Raw genomic sequence first — 24830 nt, 5'->3', positions numbered from 1 at the left:
TTGTCGAGGGGTTCCCCGAAGTCCGTGTTCAACATCACTTTCTGTTTTCCTTTAAGGGTGTCGAGCGCAGGCGGTCTCAGTAACGGACCCGCCGCCCCATTATCCCCCACCGGACGGCCCACTCCAAGCTCATGGAGGGACTGTCGGCTTTCGTCAGGCGGCCATACCCTCCTGTCGCCGGCTCTCTTAAATCGACAGGTCTGCGGGCTCGGTGGCCGGCAAAGCATGCAGTTCGGTCCCTGGCAGACGGCGGCGAACCGCTTCTGCCCCTGGCGCAAGGCGGGGGTCCAGGGTGGTCAATGGGAACCGTTCCCATCGAACAGACCGGCAGGAATAGACGTTCGACCGGGTCGGCGGTCATCGGCACGTCCGAGGCCGAGAAGGCCGTGCAATGGGAACCGTTCCCATTGCACGATCCTTCCATTACGCCTTGCGCTGCTCAAGCAGCGTGTCGATCAGCGACCGCATCCGCATCAGCCGCTGCCAATCCTCGTCGGTCAGCGGGCGCGGCTTTTCGACCATCGCGCTGATGGTTTCCTGAGCCCGGTTGAGCACGCGGAACACCCGCTGCGGCAGGGCGCTCAGCGCCATCTCCGGCGAGCTGTCGGCGGGGTTGTGGGGGGAGCGCTCACTCTCATCGCCGGCGCTCTTCCGCTGTGGCGGCTCGCCGTCCGGATTGGGATTTTCCAGCCCGTCACCGCTCTTCCATTGGGTCCACATGGCAAGGGCGGACGCCTCCGACGCCGCCCGGCTCAGGGTGAGGAGGAAACGGAGCGTCGGCTCATGCTCGGCATATTCCTTGCGGATCACCCCGGGCAGGGATTGCAGGCGGAGCAGCTTGGAGATCATGCTGCGGTCCTTGCCGACGATGCCGGCAAGCGCCTCGTCCGTGTAACCGTGACGCTCCTTCAGCCCCTGCAGCGCATCGGACTGCTCGAACGGAGACAGGTCGACGCGCTGCACATTCTCGACCAGCGCCACCTCGAGCGGATCGCCGGCGGTCAGGACCGCGGTGATGGTCGGCCAGCCGAGCGCCCGGGCGGCTCGCCAACGCCGCTCGCCCCACACCAGGAGATACTCGCCGTTGGCCTGCTGCTGCACACCGATCGGCTGCTTCAGGCCATGCCGGTCGAGCGAGGCGGCCAGAGACGCCAGATCCTCCTCCCGGAAGATCTTGCGCGGCTGGTCGGGATTGGTCACCACCAGCCCGATGTCGCAGGCGAAAGGCCGCTCGAAGGGCACGGCCTTGCCGGTCAGCGCATTGCTGTCGAGCCGCACCGGGCTGGCGCTGTTCTGATCGCTGCTCTTGGCGATAAGCCCCATGTTGGAGCGCGGAATGCCCTTAGCCATGCGTCATCACTCCATGACCGGCCGGCACGATGCGGCGGTCGCGTTCCGCGATCAGGGTCTGCACCACCAGATCGAAGGTTCCGATCCCCGGCGCCTTGGCGTTGAAGGCGACCAGCGCATCGCCGCCGGCTGAGGATTGCGGGTAGAGCGTGGTGTTGGGAATCGGCGGGAAGATGTGAACCTCCTGCCCGTAGGTGTCGTGCATGTCCTTCAGGGTGGCCTGATCCTGGGTCGTACGGCCGGAATAGAAGGTCGGGACGATGCCGAGCAGCGACAGGGTGGGATTGCCGCGTTCCCGCACGAAGTCGATCTGCCTGCGCAGTGTGCCCATGCCCATGAAGGCGAGCGGCTGCGTCTGGCACGGGATCAGGACCGTGTCGCTGGCCACCAGGGCGTTGGTCACCAGATGCCCCAGCGTGGGCGGGCAGTCGATGAGGATGAAATCGACGCTGCGGCGCAGTTCGACGAGGCGGCTGCGCAGCGTGTTGTGCGAGAACTGCTGGGCGGCAAGCTCGGTCTCGCTCTCAGCCAGCTTGAGGGAGGAGGGCAGCACCCGGAGGCGCGGGTTGCGCGTCTCGACCAGACACTCCTCCGCCTTCGCCGCCCCCTTGAGGACATAGTAGAGAGTCCTCTCGGCATCCTCGCAGGCGACGACGTCGACGCTGAGATGAATGCCGGCGTTGGCCTGGGGGTCGGAATCCACCAGCACGACGGAATAGCCTCGGTCGGCCAGCATGCGGCCGACATTGACGCAGCCCGTGGTCTTGCCGACGCCGCCTTTCTGGTTCGCGAGCGACACCACAAGCGCCGGGCCGGGCTTCTCGACCGGAAGCACCGGGTGCTTGCGGACGAAGGCGACGACGGCTTGCGGAATGCGCTCGCCGCCATTCTCCCAGCGCGAAATCCGCTGGCGGTCGTAGGAGCGGTCCAAGCCCTCGTTCAGAAAGGCCGCGAAGTCTTCCCTCGATTGCCCGCGAGCCTCGCGGTACGCCTTCAACTGTTCGCCGAGCATGCCCCCTCCCCAATCCGTCGAATCCAGCCGGGTCACCGATAGTGTGAGACACTCACACCTGTCAACGCCGTTCGGATGGGTCGGCCGTGCCCGCGTTAGCGTCTCGCCGCCACCCTGGCTTTTCGGCAACACCGGTGAGAGCCGCGTTCAAGGCCTGGGATCAGGGAAAACGGCGGATGCAAGGAGCCTCGGCCAGCCGCGAGAAACCCGGAACCGACGATCCGGGCAGGGCGGCGCCCGACAGTTTGCGGAGACACTCGGCCAGTTGGCGCTCCTTCGCGCAGGCCTCCTCGCACAGCGCCCGCATCTCGGCAATGCTTGGCCGCCATTTCCGTGTCCGGCGCCAGCTGCGCGCCGCCTGATCGATTGCCCAGCCCGGAAACTCCCCCAGATCCTCGACCCAGTCCATCGCAACCAGCTGCTCCACCTCGGGCGTCAGCCCCTTCGCTGGGTAATGCGACAGCAGCGCCAGGATACGGCCGAGCAGCCGCTCGGGCTCCGCCGGAGCCAGGACCGACCCTTCGAGATCGGCCAGCGCCCATTGCGCCATGGCGGCCTGCCGGGCGGTGACGTTCGCGGGCGGCGACCAGATCTCTGAGAGGCCGTCGAAGCCATTGTCACCGAAGCGCGGGCGGTGTTCGAGCCGGCCGGCGGCCAGGGTCTCGCGCAGCTGTTCCGGCAAGGCGGCAACGAGCAGCCGGCGGCGGTCGGCCGGCGGCATCGCGGGGTCGAACGGTAGCGGCGAGCGCTCCGGCACCGGCATGACGGCGGCGGCTGACTTCGCGACTGGCATGGCGGTTCTCCTCACAGCCAGGAACGGGATTCGGGCTTCGCATCCTTGAGCCGCGCCGCGACGGTCATCCAGGCATTGACGCGCTGTTCGGCAGCGCTTTCGCGTGGCCGGGCGGGCGGCGAAGCGGACGGCGCAAGGGAGACACCGGCCGCGGCACTCCTGACCGCGGGTGCCTTGCCGGCGACCGCATCCTGGATCAGCCAGGCGCGCCATGCCGCGGAGATGTCGCGGTAACGGTAGCCATGCGCCTGGCAGCGCAGGACGAAGCCCTCGACATGCCGACCGAGATCGACCGTGCCGAAACCGCTGCGGGCCCAGGCGAGGTCGTCGGCGTTCGGCATCCAATCCGCAGGCACATCGGACTTCTGCCCGCGCCCGCCCGTGGCGAGCGAGTCCGGAATCTGTTCGGAATGGAGGTGTTCCTGACTCGCCGGCGGACAGGGGGCGTTCACCACCGAGTCATCACTGTTCTCCGCATGAACATCCCCGGCGGCGGCAGGGCGCGGCGCCTCCTTCGCAGTCATGTTCCCATCCTGCTCGACGCGCAGCCGGTACAGGCAGGACAGCCGGGAGCCGTCGCGGCCGCGGCGGTGCTCGATGCGGACCAGACCGATGTCGTCCAGCCGTTGCAGGATTCGGTTGATTGTCGGGCGTGACCGCTTGAGTTTGGCGGCGAGCGTCGATTGCGACGGCCAGCAGACGCCGTGCTCGTCTGCAAAGGTGGCGAGCGCCGCCAGGATGGCGAACCCGTCGGCGTCGAGATCGGGGTGGTCGAGCCACCAGGCGGGGATCCTGCCCCAGCGGCTGGTGCTGTCGGTCGGCGAGCTGCGCATCGGGTGCTCCTGCGAGGTCTGGCAATCGGCATGGGCCGACGGATCTGCGGGCAGGATTCTCCGAGGGATGGGCATCGGCCAAATTGTACCCGGCGCCCACCGTTAGGTGTCGGGTGCAGATGCGTAGGTGCCGGATGCAGCCCGGTAGGGTGCAGGTGCCGATGGATAGGCATCGGGTGCAGAAGCACTGCGAATCGGAGCGCTCCATCTGCACCCGGTTCCTATCGGCTGTCGGCGCTGGACTTTGCACCCTTCTGCCGCGGCCGACGGGGCCGGAGGATAGTCCGCTTTCTGCACCCGGTGCCTACCGTTACGCCAGGGGGGAAGGCTGCCGGGCGATCCCGGAAGCGCCGGAGGCTCTGCTGCACCCGGCACCTATCGACCGCTTGCGGTTTTCGCCTGCCTGCGCGGCAGGGGAAGGGGCCTGCCGGCGTGAGCACCGGCGCGATGGGTAGGCATCGGGTGCAGTTCGCTGCGGGGGCTGGAGATCCTGGCGCCTCAGGGGGCGCCCCAGGGGCCGTCACCGGAAGCCGGCCGGGCAATTCCAGCCCGATTCGGACGGGTTGCCGGTAGGTGCCGGGTGCAGAAAGGAGTGTCCGGCTGCCTGTCCCAGCGTTTCCTGCACCCAGGACCTACCGGTCTGCACCCGGCACCTATCGCTTCTGCACCCGCAACCTGCCTATCTGCACCCGGCACCTACCGACGTGGAGAAGGGCATGCCAAATCCGTCGTTGCGCATCGGACGTCCGACCCCATAGCGTGTGTCGTTGGAGACGTGGCTGGAGACCCCAAGATGTCGAGCAACACACCGGGCGGAAAGGGCGACTTGAAGCAGATGGCGTTGCCGCTCCAGTTCGCGCTGTTCGAGATCGATGAACCCGACGACGCCAAACGCACGACCCATTTCGTCGGCCTCTACGATGTCGCGCCCAAATGGGTCTTCTTCGCCTCCGATGTCGCACGCTCCAACGGCCGCAAGCGCTCCGCCGGCGCGGTCGACGCTGCGGAGCCCGATCCGGCCAAGCCGCGCTTCCTGCGCCAGGTGAAGCGCGAGTTCGTCTTCAACGACAAGAGCTATTCGCTCAAGATCCTGCCGGCCCGCATCGAGCGCCGGGTGAAGGAGGGCGCCACCGAGGTCGTCGAGGAAATCGACATGTTCCCCGGCGAGAAGGAGCAGGTCGTCGAGGAGGTCATCCGCCGGCTTGCGGCCGAGAAGGCCCGGCTGTCGACCGGGGACAAGGACTCCATCGTCTTCAAATTCACCCTCTACGAGGTGATGCAGGAGCTTCGGCGGGTCAAGCACACGCTGAGCCTGCCGGAACTCAAGGAAGCGCTTCTCGTCCTGCGCCGCTCGACCATCGTCATCGCGGAGAAGGGCGGGAAGAACGCCCTGCTCGATTCCAGCGTCTTCCCGCAATTGTGGATGCGCAACCAGGACGTCAACGCCGGCGGCTCGCCGGACGAGAACGGCCGGGCCGACGTCGAAACCGCCGTGCAGTTCAACTGGATGGTGGAAAACACCATCCGCAGCGTCGAGCAGCAGCGCATCTCCTATGAATGGCTGATGCGCATCGCCAATCCGTTCTCACGCTGGCTGTTCAAGCGCGTCGCCTTCACGCTCCTGCAACGCCATCACCAGGACCGGTCCAGCATCGAGATCACCGCGCGGGAGATCATGCGCGACAGCGGCATGACGGAATGGGCGCGCTGGTCGAACATGCTCCGCTGGATTTCCGACATCGTCGATGTGCTGCAGAAGGTCGGCGCGCTGGCGGAGGTCGAACGCGAGGTCATCAAGGTCGGCAAGCGGCACGACGACATCATTTTCCGCCTGCGTCCGTCCGACCTGTTCCTGCATCAGATCGCCGAGGCGCATCGGGTGTCCGCCTGGAACCGGCGGGAAATCGCCCGCGCGGCCCAATCCGAACAGGCTCCGGGCAGCTTCGTCCGGGTCGATTCCAGGGAACTGGCCGACACCCGGCGGCGCCGGAAGGCCGAGCTGGTGTCGATCGGCGAGGACTGAGCGAACCCGCCGGGACGCCGGTTTCACTCGCTCTGTGGCGCCACCACCCGCATCACGAACCCGGTCGGCTTCGCCGTCGGGCCGAAGGGGCCGGGGACCTTGTTGGCGACCGCCGGCAGGCTCTTCAGATAAGCGGCGATGGCGTAGGCGTCGGCATCAGTCAGGACGGAGAAGGCCATCCACGGCATCACCGGCGCCAGCATGCGCCCGTCCGGCCGCTTGCCGGTCCGCAGCGTGGTGACGATCTGATCCTCGCTCCAGTCGCCGAGCCCGGTCACCTTGTCCGGCGTCAGGTTCGGGCCGTGGAACACGCCCAGGCCCGGGATCTCGAAGCCGACCTCCGACCCGCTCAGCGCGTGGGCGAAGTCGGGCTTGCCGAGGAAATTGCCCGGCGTGTGGCAGTCGTTGCACCCGCCGAGGGCGACGAGGTATTTGCCGCGCTCCGCCTGCTCGTCAGCGAGGGCCTGACCGGCGTGGGAGGCGATAACGGCGGCGGACAGCAGGAGGGTGGCGCACAGGGTCTTGCGGAACATCGTCGGCAACTCCGGATGATCAGGCGGCGAGCGCGCCATGGACGAGGGACTGAACCGCCGCGACCACCGCGTCGGCCTGGGGAACGAAGGCCTGCTCCAGCGGGAAGCTGGCCGGGGCCGGGGCGTCGGGGCCGGTCAGCCGCAGCACCGGCGCCCGCAGGCTGGCGAAGGCCTTCTCGGCGACCAGCGCCGCGACCTCCGCCCCGACGCCGCACAGGCGGCTCGCCTCGTGGACGACCACCAGCCGGCCGGTCTTGGCAACCGACCGCAGGATGGCGTCCTCGTCCAGCGGCTTCAGGCTGCGCAGGTCGAGGACATCGGCGGAAATGCCGGACTCGGCCAGCCGGTCGGCGGCATCCAGGCAGATGCCTACGGTCTTGGCGTAGGAGACCAGCGTCACGTCGTCGCCTGTCCGCCGCAGCGCGGCCTGCCCCAGCGGGATCGCATCGATGCCGTCCGGCACCTCGCCGGCGCTGTAGCCGAGCGCGATGTCGGCGAAGACCAGCACCGGGTTGTCGTCGCGGATCGCCGCTTTCAGCAGCCCTTTGAAGTCGGCGGGGGTCGAGGGCATCACCATTTTCAGGCCGGGGCTGTGGACGAACCAGGATTCGATGTTGTGGTTGTGCTGGGCGCCGACGCCCCAGCCGGCGCCGGTCATCGCCAGCACCACCATCGGGAACTTGAACTGCCCGCCGGAGACGTAGCGCAGCTTGCCGGCGCTGTTGACGATCTCGTCCATCGCGTAGCACAGGAAGGGGGCGAACAGCAGGTCGATCACCGGGCGCAGGCCGGTGGCGGCGGCCCCGGCGGCGGTGCCGGCGATGATGCCCTCGGCCAGCGGGGTGTTGCGGACGCGGGCCGGGCCGAATTCGCCCAGCAGGTCGCGGCGCTTGGTGGCGACGCCCTCGCCGAAGATCAGCACGGAGGGGTCGCGGCGCATCTCCTCGGCCAGCGCGGCGGAGATCGCATCGTTCACGGTCATCTGGGTCATGATGTCGGTCTCCCGGGTCAGGCGTAGACGTCGCGGGTCAGTTCTTCGGGCGCAGGGTAGGGGCTTGCCTCGGCGAAGGCGGCGGCCGCCTCCATCCGCGCCCTGACCGACTCCTCCATCCGGGCGGCGGCAGAGGCGTCCAGCAGCCCGTCGCGCTCCAGCCGGCCGCGCAGCAGGATGACGGGGTCGCGCTCGCGCCAGCGGGCCAGCTCGCCGGGGTCGACATAGGACTGGTCGTCCGGCTCGAAATGACCGCGCAGCCGGTAGGTCATGGCCTCCAGCAGGAAGGGCTTGCCGGTGCGGCGGATGGTGGCGACGGCGGCGGCGGCGGCCTCGAACACCGCCAGCGGGTCGTTGCCGTCGACCACGGCGCTGTCGATGCCGTAGGCGGCGGCATGGCCGGCGACGCCGTCGGCCGTCATCGTCTCTTTGCGGTGGACGAAGGCCTGCCACTGGTTGTTCTCGCAGACATAGAGGATCGGCAGGGTCCACACCGCGGCGAGGTTCAGCGATTCGTGGAAGCGGCCCTCGCAGGCCGCCCCGTCGCCGAAGAAGCAGACGACGATGCCGGGGCCACCCTGCATCGAGCGCGACAGCCCCACGCCGGTCGCCAGCGCCAGCTCGCCGCCGACGATGGTGGAGGTCAGGACGACGCCCAGCTCCTTGGCGGAGATGTGCAGCGACCCGCTCTTGCCGCCGCAATAGCCGCCACTCTTGCCCTGCACCTCGGCCAGCATCCGTCCGGGGTCGGCGCCGCGGGCCAGCAGATGGCCGGCGCTGCGGTGGTTGGTGAGGATCAGGTCGTCGGGGGTCAGCGCCGCGACGACGCCGACGGCCGACGCCTCCTGCCCGATGGCGGTGCAGGTTCCGGCGGCGCGGCCGCGGCCATGCAGGTCGACCAGGGTTTCTTCGTAGGCCCGGATCAGCATCATGCGCTCCAGCATCATGCGCTCCAGGGCCTCCACGGGAGGGAGGGCGGTCATGTCGGTCGGCTCCGTGACGTTGTGTGCGGAACGGACCCTACGCAGGCAATCGCCGTTGACTTGCTAACTGTTGCCTAACGGAATGCTAAAATATTCGTAACTGTTTCTGGCCCGATAACTGTCGGGATCGAAAGTAAAGCCGGACGGCGTTCAGGCCGTGTCCTGCAGGAGGAGCGGCTTCGTCACCACCAGGCGGAAGCGTCCGCGCCCGGTCTTTTCGATGCGCAGCACGCCGCAGCGCTCCTCCAGCCGGCGTTGCAGCAGGATCAGCCGCGCTTCCAGATTTTCGGCGAAGTCGGGCAGCGGGATGTCGGGTGCCAGCCGCAGCTCGCGGTTGGTGAAGTCGGTGCGGCCGAGCGTGGTGTGGTCGCGCACCAGCTTCCACAGGATGGCGCCGGCCACGCCCTTGATCAGATAATCGTGGTCGACGAACACGCTGTCGTCGGCGGCGTAGTGGCGGACCACCACCGGGGCGCCGCCGGCCTCCGGGCAGGTGGCGGGAACGGGCGCCACCTCCTCCGCCGGGGGCAGGGCCTGCATCAGCGCGCCGAGCTGGGCCGCCAGCGTCGCCAGCGCATCCTCGTCGTCGTAGGTGAAGCGCATCTCCTGCCGGCTTTCGACGAACAGCACGCCGGCCAGCCGCCGCCCGGCCAGGATCGGCACCGCCAGCTGGCTGTGCGGCCGGTCCAGCCCGGGAAAGGGAATCTCGCGGGCCGGGCCGCCGGTCAGCCCGGCGTCCTCCGCCCTGTCGCGGGCGGTCAGGCTGTAGGCGACATCGCTGGTCATGTGGGTGATGCGGATCGGCACCCGTTCCCGCGCGGCCACGCCGATCACCCCCTCGCCGGGCGCCACCTCCGACCCGACGCCGGAGGAGTCGTAGCCGAGCGCCGCGACGGTGAAGAGCCGGCCGGTCGCCTCGTCCGGCATCAGGATCAGCGCATGGTCGACCCCGAACAGCCGCCGCAGCACGCACAGGCTGTGGTCGAGCAGCTCCGTCAGGTCGGCGCAGCCGCGCAAGGCCTCGCAGGCCCGCCGGGTCGCCGACAGGAGGCTGCGCTGGGCGACCGGGGCGGGAAGGGGCGCGCCGCCGGGCACCGCCTCGATTGCCGTCACCCGGTAGAGGTCGGCGCCGAGCAGCCGGAACACGTCCTGCATTCCGACGTGGGAGGCGATGCCGGCCAGCTTGGCCTTCATGCTCTCGAACAGCGGCCCGGTGGTCTCGGTGCGCAGGTAACAAAGCTCCATCCGGTACTGCGCAGCGGTCGGCGGGTCGATCACCTGCAGGACGGCAATCGGGTTGGCCAGGATGTTCGCGCGCGTCTTGTTGAAGAATTGGTAGGACAGCGCGACGTGGTCGGGATCGACGTAATGGACCTGCGACAGCAGCGAGACGTTGGGCGTTCCGTCCGGCGCGCAGGTGGCGATCGTCGCCGGCACGGCCCCCTCCAGGCAGGCGCGGATCGCATCGAGCGTCAGGGAGGCGCTGATGGCGGCACTCATGGCGGCACCGCGGTGCCGGCCTTCGGGCCCGGTGTCTGGTCGTAGAGCCGCGACGGGCAGAAGCGGACCACTGCCAGTGTGGCCGGGTCATGGGCCATCAGGGCACGGGTGAAGGCATCGCCGTAGCCGATCAGCGCCAGTTCGGCGGCGAAGGCGTCGACGTGGCGGGCGGCCAGCGCCGTCGCCTCTGCATCCGCTGCGGTGACGGTGGCATCATCGCCGATCAGTTGGATGGAGAGATGCGTGCTCGGCTCGGTCGCCGCCAGGGCGAAGCGTCCGGTCTCGGCAACCGCCGCCAGCAGGGCGGCGTTCGCCGTCCGGTCGAGGCAGACGCCGATCCAAGCCGCGTCGGCCGGCACCTGCACCGCCAGCGCCCGGCCGACCCGCGGTCGGTTCGCCCGATCGCTCGACGATACGACCAGGCTGACGCCACGCTCCAGGAAGGTCAGGATCGCCTCGCTCAGACCTGCCCGTGCCGGCCTTCCGCCCTCCGGCCCCAATCTTTCCGGCCACCCGGCCCGCTGCCCGCCCCGTTGCCCGCCGTTCGCCACGAAAGCCTCTCCGGTCGTCCAGCCCCAGACTACCAAGAGGCGGGCAGGGGCCGCAAACACGCACACGATTGCCGGCCGTGACCGGAAGGGGAAGGGAAGGCGCCGTCGGCCGCGTCGGCGGGACGCTGCCGAAGAAGGGCGCGTGCATGACCAAGAGCGAGGAGTCGGCCATTGGCGCAAAATGATCCGCTGCCCGTCACAATCGGCTCGGTTCCAATGAAGAATCTAATATAGACGCCATATCATCTTTCGCTGCCATTAAGTTGCGATGAAACCGGGGTTGGGGATATCCCGAATTTCAATTACGCAGACCAACAAGATATAAAATTTCAACATGTGCCTTGCGGTGACGTGGCGACTGCGATGGCGCGGCGAATGCGGTGAAGACGAATGGCTGATCTCAGTGGAAGCGTTGTTGTGGACTGCGTCGGCCCGATGACGCTCATCGAAGTCGAGGACGTTCGCGACCGGCTTCGGGATTCGCTGAGTTCGGCTGGCCGGGTCGATGTCGATTGCAGCAAGGTTGGAGAGACATCGATCTGCTTCATTCAACTTCTGCTGGCGGCGCGCATCAGCGCAGCCGGGCGGGGCGTCGGCCTGCATCTCAAGCAGCCGATCTCCGCATCGATGCGCGATGCGCTCGAACGGGGCGGCTTCATCGGTCTGTCCGGACCGACGCGCAAGGCGGATGAATTCTGGATTGGAGTGCCCTGATATCATGGCGAAGACCATACTAGCCGTCGACGATTCCGCCAGCATGCGCCAGATGGTCAAGTTGACCCTGTCCTCCGCCGGTTATCAGGTGGTGGAGGCCGCGGATGGGCGTGACGCTCTGGTCAAGGCGAAGTCTGGCAGCTTCAATCTGGTGCTGACCGATCTGAACATGCCGAATATGGATGGCCTGACGCTGATCCGCGAATTGCGGACGCTGCCGGCCTATCGCGGCATCCCGATGGTCTTCCTGACCACCGAATCCGACGCCGGCAAGAAGGCCGAAGCCAAGGCGGCCGGCGCCACCGCCTGGATCGTCAAGCCGTTCCAGCAGGACCAGCTGCTGAGCGTCGTGCGAAAGATCGTCGGCACATGACTGGCGGCGACCCGGGCCAGGTCTTCCGCGAAGAGGCGGCGGAGCTTCTGGCCGATCTGGAATCCGCACTGCTCCATCTGGAACAGAACCCCACCGACCGCGAGCCGCTCGACACCGCGTTCCGTGCCCTGCACACGATCAAGGGCTCCGGCTCTATGTTCGGGTTCGAGGCTGCGGCGAGCTTCACCCATCATCTGGAAAGCGCCTTCGACCGGATGCGCAAGGGCGAACTGGCCGCCACGACGGCGATGATCGGCATCGCCCTTGCCGCCAAGGACCATATCCGCATCCTGATCGAGGACCCCGCCAGTGCCGACCCTGCCGTAGCCGAGGGCATCCTGGCCCGGCTGGCGGACCTGAGCGGCAGTGCCGCGATGTCCGTTCCCCTTGACCGGGAGCGCGACGACGAGGAAAGCCGGGCGACCTGGCGTGTCCGTTTCCGGCTCGCTCCCGACGCGCTGGAGCGTGGAACCAACCCGCTGCTACTGCTCGATGAACTGCGCGGGCTGGGTGAGGCGGAGATCGTCGCCCTGACCGACGACGTTCCGCCGCTGGGCGAGCTGGAACCGACCCGCTGCCACATCGGCTGGGAGCTGATCCTCACCACCGCACATCCGCGCTCGACCATCGAAGACGTGTTCATCTTCGTCATCGACGAGACCGAACTGACCATCGAACCGGTGTCGGCGCTGCCGGAGCTTGGGGGCGAGCAGGAACCGGTGCCGGTGGCGATGACAGTGCCGGTGCCGGTGCCGGCGATGGCGGCCGGGCCTGTCCCGCCGAAGGAGCCGGCCCTGCCGAAGGCGGACGGGGCGCCCGAGAAGGGCAGGGCTCAGCCGGCGGCCAACTCGATCCGCGTGCCGGCGGAGCGGCTCGACGATCTGATGGATCAGGTCGGCGAGCTGGTGATTGCGCACGCCCGCCTGAAGCAGCTGATCTCCGACAGCGTCGATCTCCAGATCAAGTCGGTGACCGAGGAGATCGAACGGCTGTCCAACGGCCTGCGCGACATCACCATGGGCATCCGCATGGTGCCGGTGGAATCGCTGTTCGGCCGCTTCCGCCGGCTGGTCCGCGACCTCTCGCAGGAACTGGGCAAGGACGTGGCGCTGACGATGTCCGGCGAGGAGACCGAGCTGGACAAGACGATGATCGAGCGGCTGAACGACCCGCTCGTCCACATCATCCGCAACAGCCTGGATCACGGTCTGGAACCGGCGGCGGAGCGCGTGGCGGCGGGCAAGGCGCCGCAGGGCCGCATCCATCTGTCGGCCCGCCATGCCGGAACCCGCGTGCTGATGACCATCCGCGACGACGGGCGCGGGCTGGACCGCGACCGCATCCGCGCCAAGGCCGAGGAGCAGGAGCTGATCCCGCCCGGCGCCAAGCTGTCGGACGCCGAGCTGTTCCAGTTGATCTTCCATCCCGGCTTCTCGACGGCGCGGACCTTGACCAGCGTATCGGGCCGCGGCATCGGCATGGACGTGGTCAAACGCACGATCGATGGGCTGCGCGGCACCATCGAGGTGTCCAGTCTGCCGGGCGGCGGCACCGAGATCACGCTGGGCCTGCCGCTGACGCTGGCGATCATCGACGGGCTGCTGGTCCGGGTCGGGCAGGGGCGCTACGTCATCCCGCTGTTCGCGGTGGAGGAATGCGTCGAGCTGCCGGCCGATGTCGAACGCCGCCATGCCAACCGCAGCTTCCTGAACATCCGTGGTGCGCTGGTGCCGTTCCTGCGTCTGCGCGACAGCTTCGCCGTGCGTCATCCCCCCGATCCCTACCAGAAGATCGTCATCATCTCCTCCGGCGACAAGCGCATCGGTCTGGTGGTCGATCAGGTCCTGGGCGACCACCAGACCGTCATCAAGTCGATGTCCAAGCTGCATGCCGACGTCGCCAACTTCTCCGGCGCCACCATCCTCGGCGATGGCTCGGTGGCGCTGATCCTCGACATCGGGCAGATCGTGGCCGCCGGCCAGACGCAGGAGCTGCGGCGCGAAGCCTGCTGAGCAGACCTCAAAGCGCACCGATTCCACCGACAGACGTCACAGGGAGGCCGGCATGGCCGTCACCGGGACAGAGACCTTCGAAGCGCTGACCCTGGGGTTGGGCGGCGAGATCTTCGCCATCGACGCCAATGCGGTCCACGAGATCCTGGACATCGTTCCCCAGACCGAGGTTCCGGGCGCGCCACCGCTGGTCGGCCACCTGATCAACGTGCGGGGCAAGGTGGTGCCGCTGGCCGACCTGCGCATCCGCTTCGGCATGGAGCGCACGCCGCCGACCATCGACACCCGCATCGTCGTCGTCGAAATCCTGCTGGACGACGAGCCGACGGTGGTCGGGCTGCTGGCCGACAAGGTCCATGAGGTGACCAGCATCGCCGGCGCCTCGATCGAGGACACGCCCGACATCGGCATGCGCTGGAATCCCGATCTGATCAAGGGGATCGGCAAGCGCGGCGACGACTTCATCGTCATCCCCGACATCGTCCGGATCTTCACGACCCACTGACTCGACCGAAACCCGGTCAACGGAAACCAGACGAACCGGCACCGCCCCATCGACCGGGAGCGGTTCATGCCCGGGGAGCAAGGAGCGACCATGCGCATCTCCATCAAAGCGAAAATCGTCGCGGCATTCGGCACGGTCATCCTGCTGTCCGCCGCCACCGCCGGCATCGCCCTGAACGGGCTGTCGGACCTGAACCAGAAGATCGAGGAACTCGTCAGCGTATCGTCTCAGCGGATCAACATCGCCCGCCAGATGCCGGCCACGGTCTACCTGATCCAGCGGGAGGAGAAGAACTTCCTGCTGTCGAGCAGCGACGAGGACATGGACCGCTTCGACAAGGGAATCCTGGCCCGCCGTGAGGAGTTCAAGGGCATTCTGGAGCAGTACCGGCGCGTCGCCGATCCGGAGGCCGTGCGCAAGCTGGCCCAGATCGAAACCCTGATGACGGAGTTCAACACAGCTCAGGACAAGGTTCGCTCCATCGGTCGTGTCCATTCCAACTCAAAGGGTGCCGATCTGTTGATCGGTCCCGGCAACGACTCGGTCGTCTCGGCGCAGGAAAGCTTGCGGCCTTTGCTCGACCGTGTGGAAACCGGATCTCAGGCGACTGCCGAACAGACGGCCATCGCCCACATGATCCGGCACATGACGACGGACTGGGCCAATGCGCGTATCATCATCAGGAACTCGCTGCTCGTGTCCGACGATGCGGGCACGGCCGCCATGCTGAAACCGCTGCCCGACCTGTTGAAAAGCCTTTCCCAGCAGCAGGACAACATCCGCAGCCGCCTGACGGCCGATGAAGACATCCGCGCCTTCAACACCTTCATCGAACGTTTTCGGGGTTATGAACGCATCACCAACGAAGTTCTCGCCCTGTCTTTGAAGAACACCGAGAACAAGGCCCTGGCGCTCTCCGTCGGTGAGGTGCGCACCGTCGCCACCAAGCTGGTACAGGCCGCCAACGAGTTGGTCGCCGATGCCGAGAAGGGCATGGCGACGGACAGGCAGGCGGCGGAGGCCACCTACTCCCAGATCCGCGCGGTCACCATCGGCGCCGTCGCGCTCGCCTTGCTGATCGCCATCGCCGCCGGCGCCTACATCGCCATTTCCATCGCCCGCGGCCTCGGCAAGGCGGTCGGTCTGGCCGATGCCGTCGCCATCGGCGATCTCGGCCAGAAGGTGGAGGTGTCGACCGACGACGAGATCAAGGATCTGATCACGGCGCTCAACAGCATGACCGCCAACCTGCGGGCGACCGCCGAGGTCGCCGACGAGATTTCCCGCGGCAACCTGACCGTCCAGGCCCGCCCGCAATCCGACAAGGACACGCTGGGTCTGGCGCTGGAAACCATGCTGGAGAAGCTGCGCGGTGTGGTGACCGACGCGCTGTCCGCCTCCGACAATGTGGCCGCGGGCAGCCAGGAGCTGTCGGCCAGCTCGGAGCAGCTGTCGCAGGGCTCGACCGAGCAGGCGTCCGCCGCCGAGCAGGCCTCGGCCTCGATGGAGGAGATGGCCGCCAACATCAAGCAGAACGCCGAGAACGCCACCCAGACGGAGAAGATCGCCCGCCAGTCGTCCAAGGACGCCCAGGCGTCGGGCGAGGCGGTCAACAAGGCGGTGCAGGCGATGCAGACCATCGCCGAGAAGATCAGCATCGTGCAGGAGATCGCCCGCCAGACCGACCTGTTGGCGCTGAACGCCGCGGTGGAGGCGGCGCGGGCCGGCGAGCATGGCCGCGGCTTCGCCGTGGTCGCCTCGGAGGTGCGCAAGCTGGCCGAGCGCAGCCAGGGCGCGGCAGCGGAGATCAGTTCCCTGTCGGCGGAATCGACCAAGATCGCCCAGGAGGCCGGGCAGATGCTGGGCCGGCTGGTGCCCGACATCCGCAAGACCGCCGAACTGGTCGAGGAGATCAGCGCCGCCTGCCGCGAGCAGGACATCGGCGCCGAGCAGATCAACCAGGCGATCCAGCAGCTCGACAAGGTGACGCAGCAGAACTCCAGCGCGTCGGAACAGATGGCCGCGACCTCGGAGGAGCTGTCGTCGATGGCGACGCAGCTTCAGGACACCATCTCCTACTTCACGGTGGAGGAGAAGGCCGCCGTCCGCTCCGCCGCCCGCAGCCCGGTCTCCGTGGCCGCTCAGGCCCGGCCGGCGCAGGCTCAGCCCACGGCTCCGGCCGCCCGCCGTCCGGTGACGGCGGTCACCCTGACGCACAAGCCGGCGGCGAAGCTGAACGGCAAGGACCGCGGCGTGAAGATCGCGCTGGAGGGCGGCAGCGGCCCCGACGCGCTCGATGCCCGCTACACCGCGTTCTGATCGCTGGGCCGTTTCCCATGCAAGGGGATGGTGCCCAGCAGCGCCATCCCGCCGTTCCGTCCCCCGAACCGGAAGCCGCAGATGACCAGCGCGACCGCGCCCCGCGAACCGGCGCAATATGTGACGATCGGCATCGATCGCGAAGTGTTCGCCATAGAGGTCGCCATCGTGCGCGAGATCCTCGATCTCCAGCCGATCACCCGCCTGCCGCACGCGCCGTCCTTCCTGGTCGGCATGATCGACGTGCGGGGGCAGGGGGTGCCCACCGTCGATCTGCGGGTCAAGCTGGGCCTGCCGGCGGCACACCCCACCGCCAACACCCGGATCGTCGTACTCGACGTGCCGCAGCGGGGGCAGTCGATCACCGTCGGCGTCATCGCCGACCGGGTGTTCGAGGTCACCTCGCTTGACGAGCGCGGGCTGGAGACGCCGCCCCAGGTCGGCGGGCGCTGGCGTTCGGACTGCATCCAGGCCATCGGCCGCTCCAACGGCAATTTCGTCATCGTCTTCGACATCGCCCGGCTGTTCGCCGAGGACGACGTGGCTCTGCTGGACATGGCCGATGGTATGGCGGGGCTGATGGCGGACGGGGTGTCATGATCGATCCCGACGATCCGCAGCCAGACGAAGGACCGCGGCGTCCGTCCTCCGACATCCTGTCGGAGCGCGACTTCGCCCGGCTCGCCGTCATCATCGAACGCCATGCCGGCATCCGGATGCCGCCCAGCAAGCGGACCATGGTGGAAGGCCGGCTGCGCCGCCGGCTGCGGGCGCTCGGCCTGCCGGACATGAGCGCCTATTGCCGCCATGTGCTGGACGAAGGCGGGCTGGACGGCGAGATGGTCGACCTGATCGATGCCGTCACCACCAACAAGACCGACTTCTTCCGCGAGATCGAGCATTTCCGCTATTTGATGGGCACCGCCATTCCGGCCCTGTCCCGTCTCCCCCACCGGCCCGGCCAGGACCGCCCGCTCAAGATCTGGAGCGCTGCCTGTTCGACCGGGGCGGAGCCCTACACGGTGGCGATGCTGCTGCTCGACCGTGCCAGCACCGGAACGCCGATCCGCCATGAGATCGTCGGCACCGATATCTGCACGGAGGCGCTGGCCGCCGCGAAGACCGGCGTCTACCCGCTCGACATGGCAAAGATGGTGCCCACCCCTTTCGCGTCACGCTATCTGATGCGATCGCGCGACGACGACAATCCCACGGTCCGGCTGGTGCCGCCGGTCCGTCAGTCGGTCCGCTTCGGCCATCTCAACGTGATGGATCCGGTCTATCCGATGCCGACGGACATGGATGTCGTCTTCTTCCGCAACATCCTGATCTATTTCGACAAGAAGACGCAGCAGAGGGTGCTGGAGAAGCTGTGCGGCCATCTCCGGCCCGGCGGCTACCTGTTCGTCGGCCACAGCGAGACCATCGCCAACATGGACCTGCCCGTGAAACAGGTGGGTTCCGCCATTTTCGTCCGGAGCTGAACGATGGGCCAGAAGATCCGCGTGCTGATCGTCGACGATTCCGCGACCGTCCGCCAGACCCTGGCCGGCATCCTGTCGTCCGATCCGCAGATCGAGGTGATGGGGACGGCCGCCGATCCCTATGCCGCTGTCCGCCGCATCGCGGAGGAGGCGCCGGACGTCATCACGCTCGACGTCGAGATGCCGCGCATGGACGGCATCACCTTCCTGCGCAAGCTGATGAGCCAGCACCCGATTCCGGTGGTGATGTGCTCCTCGCTGGTCGAGGACGGCAGCGAGACGCTGATGCAGGCGCTGGAGGCCGGAGCCGTCGATGTCATCCTGAAGCCGCGGATCGACACCCGCCAGAGCCTGCTCGACGCCCAGGTCCGCATCTGCGACACGGTGAAGGCGGCGGCCCGCGCCCGCCCGCGCCCTTCCGCCCGCACAGTTTCCACCGCCGCCACTTCCCTCGCCACACCCTTGGGCCGCACCCGCGTCCCGGAACCGAAGCTGAGCGCCGACGTGATGATGCCGGCCCCCAGCGGCGGGGCGATGGCGCGCACCACCGAGCGCGTCATCTGCATCGGCGCGTCCACCGGCGGCACCGAGGCCCTGCGCGAGGTGCTGGAGGCGCTGCCCGCCGACAGTCCCGGCATCGTCATCGTCCAGCATATGCCGGAGAGCTTCACCGCCGCCTTCGCCCGCCGGCTCGACAGCCTGTGCGAGATGACGGTGCGCGAGGCGCGCGACGGCGACACGGTGCTGCGCGGGCAGGTGCTGATCGCGCCGGGCAACCGCCATATGCTGCTGCAACGCAGCGGCGCCCGGTATCTGGTGGCGGTGAAGGAGGGGCCGCTGGTGTCGCGGCACCGGCCGTCGGTCGATGTGCTGTTCCGGTCGGCCGCCCATTGCGCCGGCGGCAATGCCGTCGGCGTCATCATGACGGGAATGGGGGACGACGGCGCCACCGGGATGCGCGAGATGCAGCAGGCCGGCGCCTTCACCGTCGCCCAGGACGAGGAGAGCTGCGTCGTCTTCGGCATGCCGAAGGAGGCGATCGCGCGGGGCGGGGTGGACAAGGTGGTGGGACTTTCGTCGATCCCGCGCGAGATCCTGCGCCATGACCGCTCGTGACGTCATCCGTTTCCCCTGACGCATCCGTTTGGAAAAGGCTTCCGGCATGTACAGCACCGTTGACGCAGCGGCCATCGGCGGTCCGGGCGGCGCCTTCCCGGCGGCTCCCCAGCCCACCAGCTCGGATCAGTCCGGCCCGGACACGGGATTGATCCGCTCGCTGAGCGCCGAACTGCGCGCCGCATCGGCGCCCATCGAGACGACCTTCCTGACGGTCGGCGAAACGCTGTCGCAAACGCTGGAGCGGATGACGGCAATCGGCGGCCGCTTCAGCGCCTTGTCCATGCTGATCGACAGCGAGGATGGCGCCGAGGCTTGCAGGCGGCTGGGCACCGTCCGCAGCGTGACCGACGGTCTGGCGGGCAATCTCCGGCAAACGCTGACCGATCTGACCGATCTCGATGGGACGGGGGCCGATATGGCCGCCCTGCTCGCCACCCTGGCGAAGATCATCGGCGAGATCACCGCCCTGGCGATCAACGCGAAGGTCCAGTCGGTCCAGATCCGCACCGGCAGCGACGATTTCAGTGTGTTCAACCGGGAAATCGACCGGCTCCACCGTCTGGCCGAGGCGGCGACGACGCAGGCGATCGGGCGTCTCGCCGATCTGCGCACGACCATGTCCGCGGCAAAGGACGGCGCCGGTGCGTTTGAGCGCGACAACCGCACCCGGCTGGACGATGTCGGCAGCCGTCTGCAGGCAAGCCTGGACCGCTTGACGGCATACCGCCACACCGCGCAGGCTGCTTCACAGCGCTTCGCCGGCCGTGTCGAGGAGATCGGCCGGCGCATCGCCCGCTGCATCAGCGATCTTCAGGTCGGCGACTTCACCTGCCAGCGGCTGGCCCACATCGGCGTGGCCATGGATGTGCTGGCCCTGCTGGCGGACCCACCCCCGGCCTCGGCCCTGGCACGGGATCTGCGATGGCTCGCCGAGCTGGAGCTGGGACACAGGCAGGATCTGTCGGCGGCGATCTGCACCCTCGAAATCCGCCAGTGCGTCGAGGCGTGCGCCGATTTCAGCAGTCAGGTGGCGTCGCTGAAGGACAATCTGGAAGCGCTTGCCCGTGATGCGGACAGCATCGCGCAGGAAGCCCGTGAGCTGTTCGGGGCGGGCGGTGACATCCCGGCCGCCGGCAGGCCCGCAGGGCGGTCCGTCCTGCACGATGTCGCGGGCGATGTCGACCGGGCGCTGGAGCTGCTGCATCACTATCGCCGCTCCGACGACATCATCCGCAGGCAGGTGGGCGAAGTCTCGGGCGGGTTCGTCGCCATGGGACGGGACGTTCTCGCCATCCGCTCAATCGACACCGACATGCGGCTGATGGGGCTGAACACGACGCTGAAATGCGCGCGGCTTGGCGATGCGGGGCGGGCGTTGGGCGTGGTTGCGCAGGAACTGCGCGCGTGCAGCCGCCGGACCGAGGACATGTCGAAGGCGATCACCGAGGCGATCCATGCGGCCACCGACCGGGCGAACGGTCTGGACCGGCGGTCGGGCACCAACCATCGGGTGGCGATGGAACTGGTGGATGCCATGACCGGCTCCATGGACTGCCTGAAGCGGCTGCACGCCGATCAGATGCGTTCCCTGTCGACCATGACCGGCGATTGCGCGGAGGCCTCCAAGGTGCTGACCGGCACGGTCGGCCGATTGGGCATGGAGCTTCGGCTCGGAGGATTCACCCAGCGCTTCGTCGACCGGATGCAGCCCTATGCCGGACGGGGGGACATCCATGCCCCGGGAATTTCCGACGACCTGAACCGGCTCTTCGCGTCGCTCTACACCGCGGAACGGGAGAGAAACATCCATTCCGACCTTTTCGGCGGCCTGCAAGGCGGCCGGGAGCAAATCGGCCAGCGGCAAACCGGCCAGGAGCAGGGCGGCGAGATCGACGAGTTCTTTCTTTGAGAAACTGCCCTTAGTTGCCGCACACCGGCCTGTCGGAACGCCCGGCGGCATCGTGGAACTGCAAGTCTGCTTTCCACCGCGTCAGGTTCGGGCGGCGAGCACCGCCTCGTCGTGCATCAGGTGCAGAATCTCCCTTTTGAACTGCATGAATTCCGTGGAGGTCAGGGCATCGAGGTTGCGGGGACGTGGAATATCGATGGACATGGATCGTTTGATGCGCCCCGGCCGCGCGGTCATCACATGCACGGTATCGCCAAGGATGATCGCCTCGTCGATATCGTGGGTGATGAACAGGACCGTCTTGCGCCGCGCCTGCCAGACTTCGAGAAGCAATTCCTGCATCAGCTGCCGGGTTTGGCTGTCGAGCGCCCCGAACGGCTCGTCCATCAGCAGGATGCGCGGATCGTTGGCGAGCGCCCGCGCCAGGGCCACGCGCTGGCGCATGCCGCCCGACAGCTCCTTTGGAAAGGACCGCTCGAACCCGGAAAGCCCGACCGCGCGGATCAGGTCGTCGGCGATGTCTTCGCACTCCGCCTTCGGCAGCCCCTTCAGCTTCGGGCCGAACATCACATTCTCGCGCACGCTCAGCCAGGGGAAGAGGGTGTAGCTCTGGAACACCATGCCGCGGTCGGCCGACGGGCCGGCAATCGGCTGGCCGTCCAGCGTCATGTTGCCGGAAGTCGGCGTCTCCAGTCCGGCGACGAGACGGAGCAGGGTGGACTTGCCGCATCCGGACGGACCGACGATCACCGCGAAGGTGTCGTGGGCGACCCGCAGCGAAACATCGTCGAGGGCCGTCACCTCCGGCTTGCCCTTGGGCTGGAAGCGGACGGTGATGTGATCGAGCGCGAGCAGGCTCATGGGATGCTCCTTACAGATCGGCGGACCAGGACAGCAGGCGCTGGCGCAGCAGTTTGAAAAGGAAATCGGTGATCAGCCCGAGGACGCCGATGGTGAAGACGCCCAGCAGGATCACGTCGGTGAACAGGCCGCGCATGGCGTTGAGGATCATGTAGCCCAGCCCGCTGTCGGCGGCGACCAGCTCCGCCACCACCAGATAGGTCCAGGCCCAGCCCATGGTGACGCGCAGATTGTCCAGCACGCCGGGCATGCAGGCCGGGAACAGGATGCGCTGCACCACCTGCCGGCGGCTGGCGCCCAGCGTGTAGGCACAGTCGATCAGATCCTTCGACACGCGGGCCGACACGTCGGAAATCAGGATCAACTGCTGGAAGAAGGTGCCGAGGAAGATCACCATGATCTTCTGTTCGATGCCGATGCCGATCCACAGGATCAGCAGCGGGATCAGCGCCGACACCGGGATGTAGCGCATGAAGCCGGTGATCGGTTCTATCGCCGCCTGCACGGCCCGGAAGCTGCCCATCAGGATGCCGAGCGGCACCGCCGGGATGGAGGCCAGCAGGAAGCCCGACAGGATGACGGTCAGGCTCGACCCGATGTGGCGGAACAGCGACAGGTCGCCGATCCGCTTGATCCCGGCCGCCAGCACCCTGTCGGGCGCGGCCAGGAAGTCGGGAGGTGTGAAGCCTCCATAGGTGAGCAGGCACCAGAAACCGATCAGGACGGCGACAGAGCCTGTGCCGAGCGCCAGGGTGGCGCTGCGCGGGATATCGACTTTCGGTGCGAACAGGGAACGGGTCGACATGGTGCCTGCTCCGTGGGTTACTTGACGATGCCAGCGGCGATCATGGCGGCCGGATCGGTGTCGAGCTTGAACAGGCCGGCCGCCTCGCCCAGCGTCCTGGCGTTGGCGATGGTGGCGGCAATGCCATCGGGTTTGGCCGGATCCATGAAGGCGGCATTCATGGCGGAATCGTAGAAGGCGATGCCGGCGCGGGTTTCGGCAAAGACCGCCGGATCCTCCAGCCAGCCGCCCACGCCCTTCGCCATGATGGCGTCGGCTTCTGCGGCATGGGCCTTCTGCCAGTCGACCGCCTTGCTCCAGGCGCGGTAGAGCGCGACCATCTCCGGCCGGCGCGCCTCCAGCTTGGCCTTGGTCGTCACCATCACGTCGGTGATCAGGCCGGGCTTGGCCGAGCTGTCGACCAGCAGCGCGCCATGCGACGTGGCCTTGCCGCGGCTGAGCCAGGGCTCCCAGGTCACGGCGGCGTCGACCTTGCCGGCGACGAAGGCGGCACCGGCGTCGCCGGCCGTCATGTTCAGCGCCTCGACGTCCTTGACGCTCAGCCCGGCGTCCTTCAGCAGCACGCTGAGAAAGAACTGCGAGACCGAGCCTTCGGTGAAGGCGACCTTCCTGCCCTTCAGCCCGGCGATGTCCTTGATCGCCTTGTTGGCGACGATGCCGTCGCCGCCGCGGCTGTCGTCGACGGCGAACAGGTAGGTGAGCGGACGGTCGGCCGAGGTGAAGCCGAGCACCGCGTCGACCGTCGTCACCGCCACGTCGATGCGGCCGGCGGTCAGCGCCGGCATGCGGGTCTTGACGTCCTCCATCAGCACCAGCCTGACGTCGAGCCCCTCGTCCTTGAAGAACCCCTTCTCCTTGGCGATGTAGAGCGGGCCGTAGCCGACCCAGGTCGAATGGGCGACGGTCAGCTCGGCCGCCGTTGCGCTGGAGGCGAGGCCGACGACGACGGCGGGGGCGGCAAGACCGCCGAACGCCGCGAGAAGGGCGAGCGCCGGGCCGCGAAGTCGCGAAAGGAACTGCTTCATGCTTCGGTCTCTCTTTCTGAAGGGCATTGCTGCGGGTCAGGTCCGGCGGCGGAGCGTGAGGGGGGAGGCGGCGAGCACGCAGAGCAGCTCGTACATCATCGAGATGCCGACCCAGGCGGTGCCGCCCGACGGATCGAAGGGCGGCGAGACCTCCACCAGATCGGCGCCGATCAGGTTGAGGCCGGACAGCAGGCGCACCATGCGCTGCGCCTCGCGCGTGGTCAGGCCGCCGATCTCCGGCGTGCCGGTGCCGGGCGCGAAGGCCGGGTCGATGCAGTCGATGTCGAAGCTGGCATAGGTGGGACCGTCGCCGACGATGGCGCGTGCCTCCTCCATCACGGCGGCGATGCCGCGATCCTCGACCTCTTCGATGCGGATGATCCGCACCCCCCGTTCCAGACCCCAGACGACGTCGGCGCCATCATACATCGTCCCGCGGATGCCGATCTGCACGACGCGGCGGGGATCGAGATAGCCGTCCTCGATGGCGCGGCGGAACGGCGTGCCGTGGGTGTATTTGAAGCCGCCGAAGTAATTGTCGAACAGGTCGGTGTGCGCGTCGAAATGGATCATCCCGAGCGGTCCGTCCGCCGCCAGCGCCTTCAGGATGGGGTAGGAGACCAGATGGTCGCCGCCGGCGCTGAGCGGTGCGATCCCGCGGCTCTTGAGCGTGCCGAAGAAGCCGGCGATGCGGTCGAGCGCGTCGGCGACATCGGCCGGATTGACCGGTGAATCGCCGAGATCGGCGACGTTGCGCAGGCTGAACGGGTTCATGCCGGTGACGGGATGGACCGGCCGGATCATGGTCGAGAGGTCGCGCAGCTGGCGGGGACCATGGCGGGTGCCGGGACGGTTGGTGGTGCCGCCATCCCAGGGCACGCCGACGATGGCGATGTCCACCTCCGCGGTGGCGGGATCGTTGAGCCCAAGATAGGGCAGCCGCATGAAGCTGGGCAGCCCGGCATAACGCGGCAGGTCGAACGCCGACACCGGCTGGAAGGAAGTCGGCGTGGCGCCCGGCAGGGGCTTTTCGCCGTCGGATTTCAAGGGCATCGCGGTCTCCGCAGGGGATCGGTGACCGCAACGTTGCCATAGGATGAAACGTCCAATAATATCAGATTTCAAATCTAAACGT

23 protein-coding genes are annotated in these 24830 nt (G+C 67.7%); 10 read left to right on the top strand and 13 right to left on the bottom strand.

Annotated elements, in window-relative coordinates; translation table 11 throughout:
* Positions 1-423: 423 nt before the first annotated feature.
* The 4 genes from ABNQ40_RS33340 to ABNQ40_RS33325 form a co-directional block, all read right to left on the bottom strand.
* A complete protein-coding gene (locus ABNQ40_RS33340) occupies positions 424-1350 on the bottom strand; it encodes a ParB/RepB/Spo0J family partition protein (protein ID WP_109046713.1) in 927 nt (308 codons plus the stop codon).
* Positions 1343-2362 (bottom strand): AAA family ATPase, encoded by a 1020-nt coding sequence (locus ABNQ40_RS33335; protein WP_109046712.1) that lies wholly within the window; start codon positions 2360-2362, stop codon positions 1343-1345. Before ABNQ40_RS33335 ends, ABNQ40_RS33340 begins: the two co-directional genes overlap by 8 nt.
* 160 nt (positions 2363-2522) lie before the next feature.
* Positions 2523-3155: a hypothetical protein gene (locus ABNQ40_RS33330; RefSeq protein WP_199235165.1), complete on the bottom strand. Its 633-nt coding sequence runs from the start codon at positions 3153-3155 to the stop codon at positions 2523-2525.
* 11 nt (positions 3156-3166) lie between these two features.
* Positions 3167-3988 carry a helix-turn-helix domain-containing protein gene (locus ABNQ40_RS33325; protein WP_109046711.1) on the bottom strand — a complete coding sequence of 274 codons (822 nt, stop codon included), beginning with the start codon at positions 3986-3988 and terminating at the stop codon, positions 3167-3169.
* Between the two features lie 793 nt (positions 3989-4781).
* On the opposite strand from ABNQ40_RS33325, the gene ABNQ40_RS33320 reads away from it, so the two are divergent.
* Positions 4782-6011 (top strand): plasmid replication protein, encoded by a 1230-nt coding sequence (locus ABNQ40_RS33320; RefSeq protein ID WP_109046710.1) that lies wholly within the window; start codon positions 4782-4784, stop codon positions 6009-6011.
* Positions 6012-6034: 23 nt separating this feature from the next.
* On the opposite strand, the gene ABNQ40_RS33315 is transcribed toward ABNQ40_RS33320, so the two are convergent.
* From ABNQ40_RS33315 to ABNQ40_RS33295, 5 genes are all read right to left on the bottom strand, one after another.
* The gene (locus ABNQ40_RS33315) at positions 6035-6544 is read right to left on the bottom strand and encodes a c-type cytochrome (RefSeq protein ID WP_109046719.1); all 510 of its coding nucleotides are present in this window, start codon (positions 6542-6544) and stop codon (positions 6035-6037) included.
* A 19-nt stretch (positions 6545-6563) separates the two neighbouring features.
* The gene (locus ABNQ40_RS33310; RefSeq protein ID WP_109046709.1) at positions 6564-7535 is read right to left on the bottom strand and encodes an alpha-ketoacid dehydrogenase subunit beta; all 972 of its coding nucleotides are present in this window, start codon (positions 7533-7535) and stop codon (positions 6564-6566) included.
* 17 nt (positions 7536-7552) lie between these two features.
* Positions 7553-8518 (bottom strand): thiamine pyrophosphate-dependent dehydrogenase E1 component subunit alpha, encoded by a 966-nt coding sequence (locus tag ABNQ40_RS33305; protein WP_109046708.1) that lies wholly within the window; start codon positions 8516-8518, stop codon positions 7553-7555.
* A gap of 150 nt (positions 8519-8668) precedes the next feature.
* Positions 8669-10018: a GAF domain-containing protein gene (locus ABNQ40_RS33300; RefSeq protein ID WP_109046707.1), complete on the bottom strand. Its 1350-nt coding sequence runs from the start codon at positions 10016-10018 to the stop codon at positions 8669-8671.
* Entirely contained in the window at positions 10015-10569 is a 555-nt protein-coding gene (locus ABNQ40_RS33295) for a hypothetical protein (RefSeq protein WP_247879404.1), read from the bottom strand. Before ABNQ40_RS33295 ends, ABNQ40_RS33300 begins: the two co-directional genes overlap by 4 nt.
* Before the next feature lie 390 nt (positions 10570-10959).
* Between ABNQ40_RS33295 and ABNQ40_RS33290 the strand changes: the two genes are divergently transcribed.
* The 9 genes from ABNQ40_RS33290 (at position 10960) to ABNQ40_RS33250 (ending at position 21004) form a co-directional block, all read left to right on the top strand.
* Entirely contained in the window at positions 10960-11283 is a 324-nt protein-coding gene (locus ABNQ40_RS33290) for an STAS domain-containing protein (protein ID WP_109046705.1), read from the top strand.
* Positions 11284-11287: 4 nt separating this feature from the next.
* Positions 11288-11656, top strand: coding sequence for a response regulator (locus ABNQ40_RS33285; protein ID WP_109046704.1), 369 nt, complete (start codon positions 11288-11290; stop codon positions 11654-11656).
* Positions 11653-13668, top strand: a complete 2016-nt coding sequence (locus ABNQ40_RS33280) for a chemotaxis protein CheA (protein ID WP_109046703.1) — start codon at positions 11653-11655, stop codon at positions 13666-13668. The genes ABNQ40_RS33285 and ABNQ40_RS33280 overlap by 4 nt, the downstream gene beginning before the upstream one ends.
* A 52-nt stretch (positions 13669-13720) precedes the next feature.
* Positions 13721-14173: a chemotaxis protein CheW gene (locus ABNQ40_RS33275; RefSeq protein ID WP_109046702.1), complete on the top strand. Its 453-nt coding sequence runs from the start codon at positions 13721-13723 to the stop codon at positions 14171-14173.
* A 90-nt stretch (positions 14174-14263) separates the two neighbouring features.
* Entirely contained in the window at positions 14264-16492 is a 2229-nt protein-coding gene (locus tag ABNQ40_RS33270) for a methyl-accepting chemotaxis protein (RefSeq protein WP_109046701.1), read from the top strand.
* A gap of 81 nt (positions 16493-16573) precedes the next feature.
* On the top strand, positions 16574-17092 hold the full coding sequence (locus ABNQ40_RS33265; RefSeq protein ID WP_109046718.1) for a chemotaxis protein CheW: 519 nt from the start codon (positions 16574-16576) through the stop codon (positions 17090-17092).
* Positions 17089-17976, top strand: coding sequence for a protein-glutamate O-methyltransferase CheR (locus ABNQ40_RS33260; RefSeq protein WP_109046700.1), 888 nt, complete (start codon positions 17089-17091; stop codon positions 17974-17976). Before ABNQ40_RS33265 ends, ABNQ40_RS33260 begins: the two co-directional genes overlap by 4 nt.
* 3 nt (positions 17977-17979) lie before the next feature.
* Positions 17980-19092 (top strand): chemotaxis response regulator protein-glutamate methylesterase, encoded by a 1113-nt coding sequence (locus tag ABNQ40_RS33255; protein WP_109046699.1) that lies wholly within the window; start codon positions 17980-17982, stop codon positions 19090-19092.
* Positions 19093-19138: 46 nt separating this feature from the next.
* Positions 19139-21004 (top strand): methyl-accepting chemotaxis protein, encoded by a 1866-nt coding sequence (locus ABNQ40_RS33250; protein ID WP_158285478.1) that lies wholly within the window; start codon positions 19139-19141, stop codon positions 21002-21004.
* Between the two features lie 81 nt (positions 21005-21085).
* Here the strand turns inward: ABNQ40_RS33250 and ABNQ40_RS33245 are convergent, their stop codons facing one another.
* Genes ABNQ40_RS33245 through speB form a run of 4 tightly spaced genes read right to left on the bottom strand, consistent with a single transcriptional unit; the run spans position 21086 to position 24748 of the window.
* A complete protein-coding gene (locus ABNQ40_RS33245) occupies positions 21086-21865 on the bottom strand; it encodes an ABC transporter ATP-binding protein (protein WP_109046698.1) in 780 nt (259 codons plus the stop codon).
* Positions 21866-21875: 10 nt separating this feature from the next.
* On the bottom strand, positions 21876-22670 hold the full coding sequence (locus ABNQ40_RS33240; protein WP_109046697.1) for an ABC transporter permease: 795 nt from the start codon (positions 22668-22670) through the stop codon (positions 21876-21878).
* 17 nt (positions 22671-22687) lie between these two features.
* Complete coding sequence (locus tag ABNQ40_RS33235) at positions 22688-23695, bottom strand: ABC transporter substrate-binding protein (protein WP_109046696.1); 1008 nt, start codon at positions 23693-23695, stop codon at positions 22688-22690.
* 36 nt (positions 23696-23731) lie between these two features.
* Positions 23732-24748, bottom strand: a complete 1017-nt coding sequence (speB, locus tag ABNQ40_RS33230; protein ID WP_109046695.1) for an agmatinase — start codon at positions 24746-24748, stop codon at positions 23732-23734.
* Between the last annotated feature and the right edge of the window lie 82 nt (positions 24749-24830).

The organism is Azospirillum sp. A23, from assembly GCF_042938965.1.
Lineage (GTDB): Bacteria > Pseudomonadota > Alphaproteobacteria > Azospirillales > Azospirillaceae > Azospirillum > Azospirillum melinis.
Note: the sequence above shows the minus strand (reverse complement) of the source record. Positions and strands in the feature narration are given on the sequence as shown.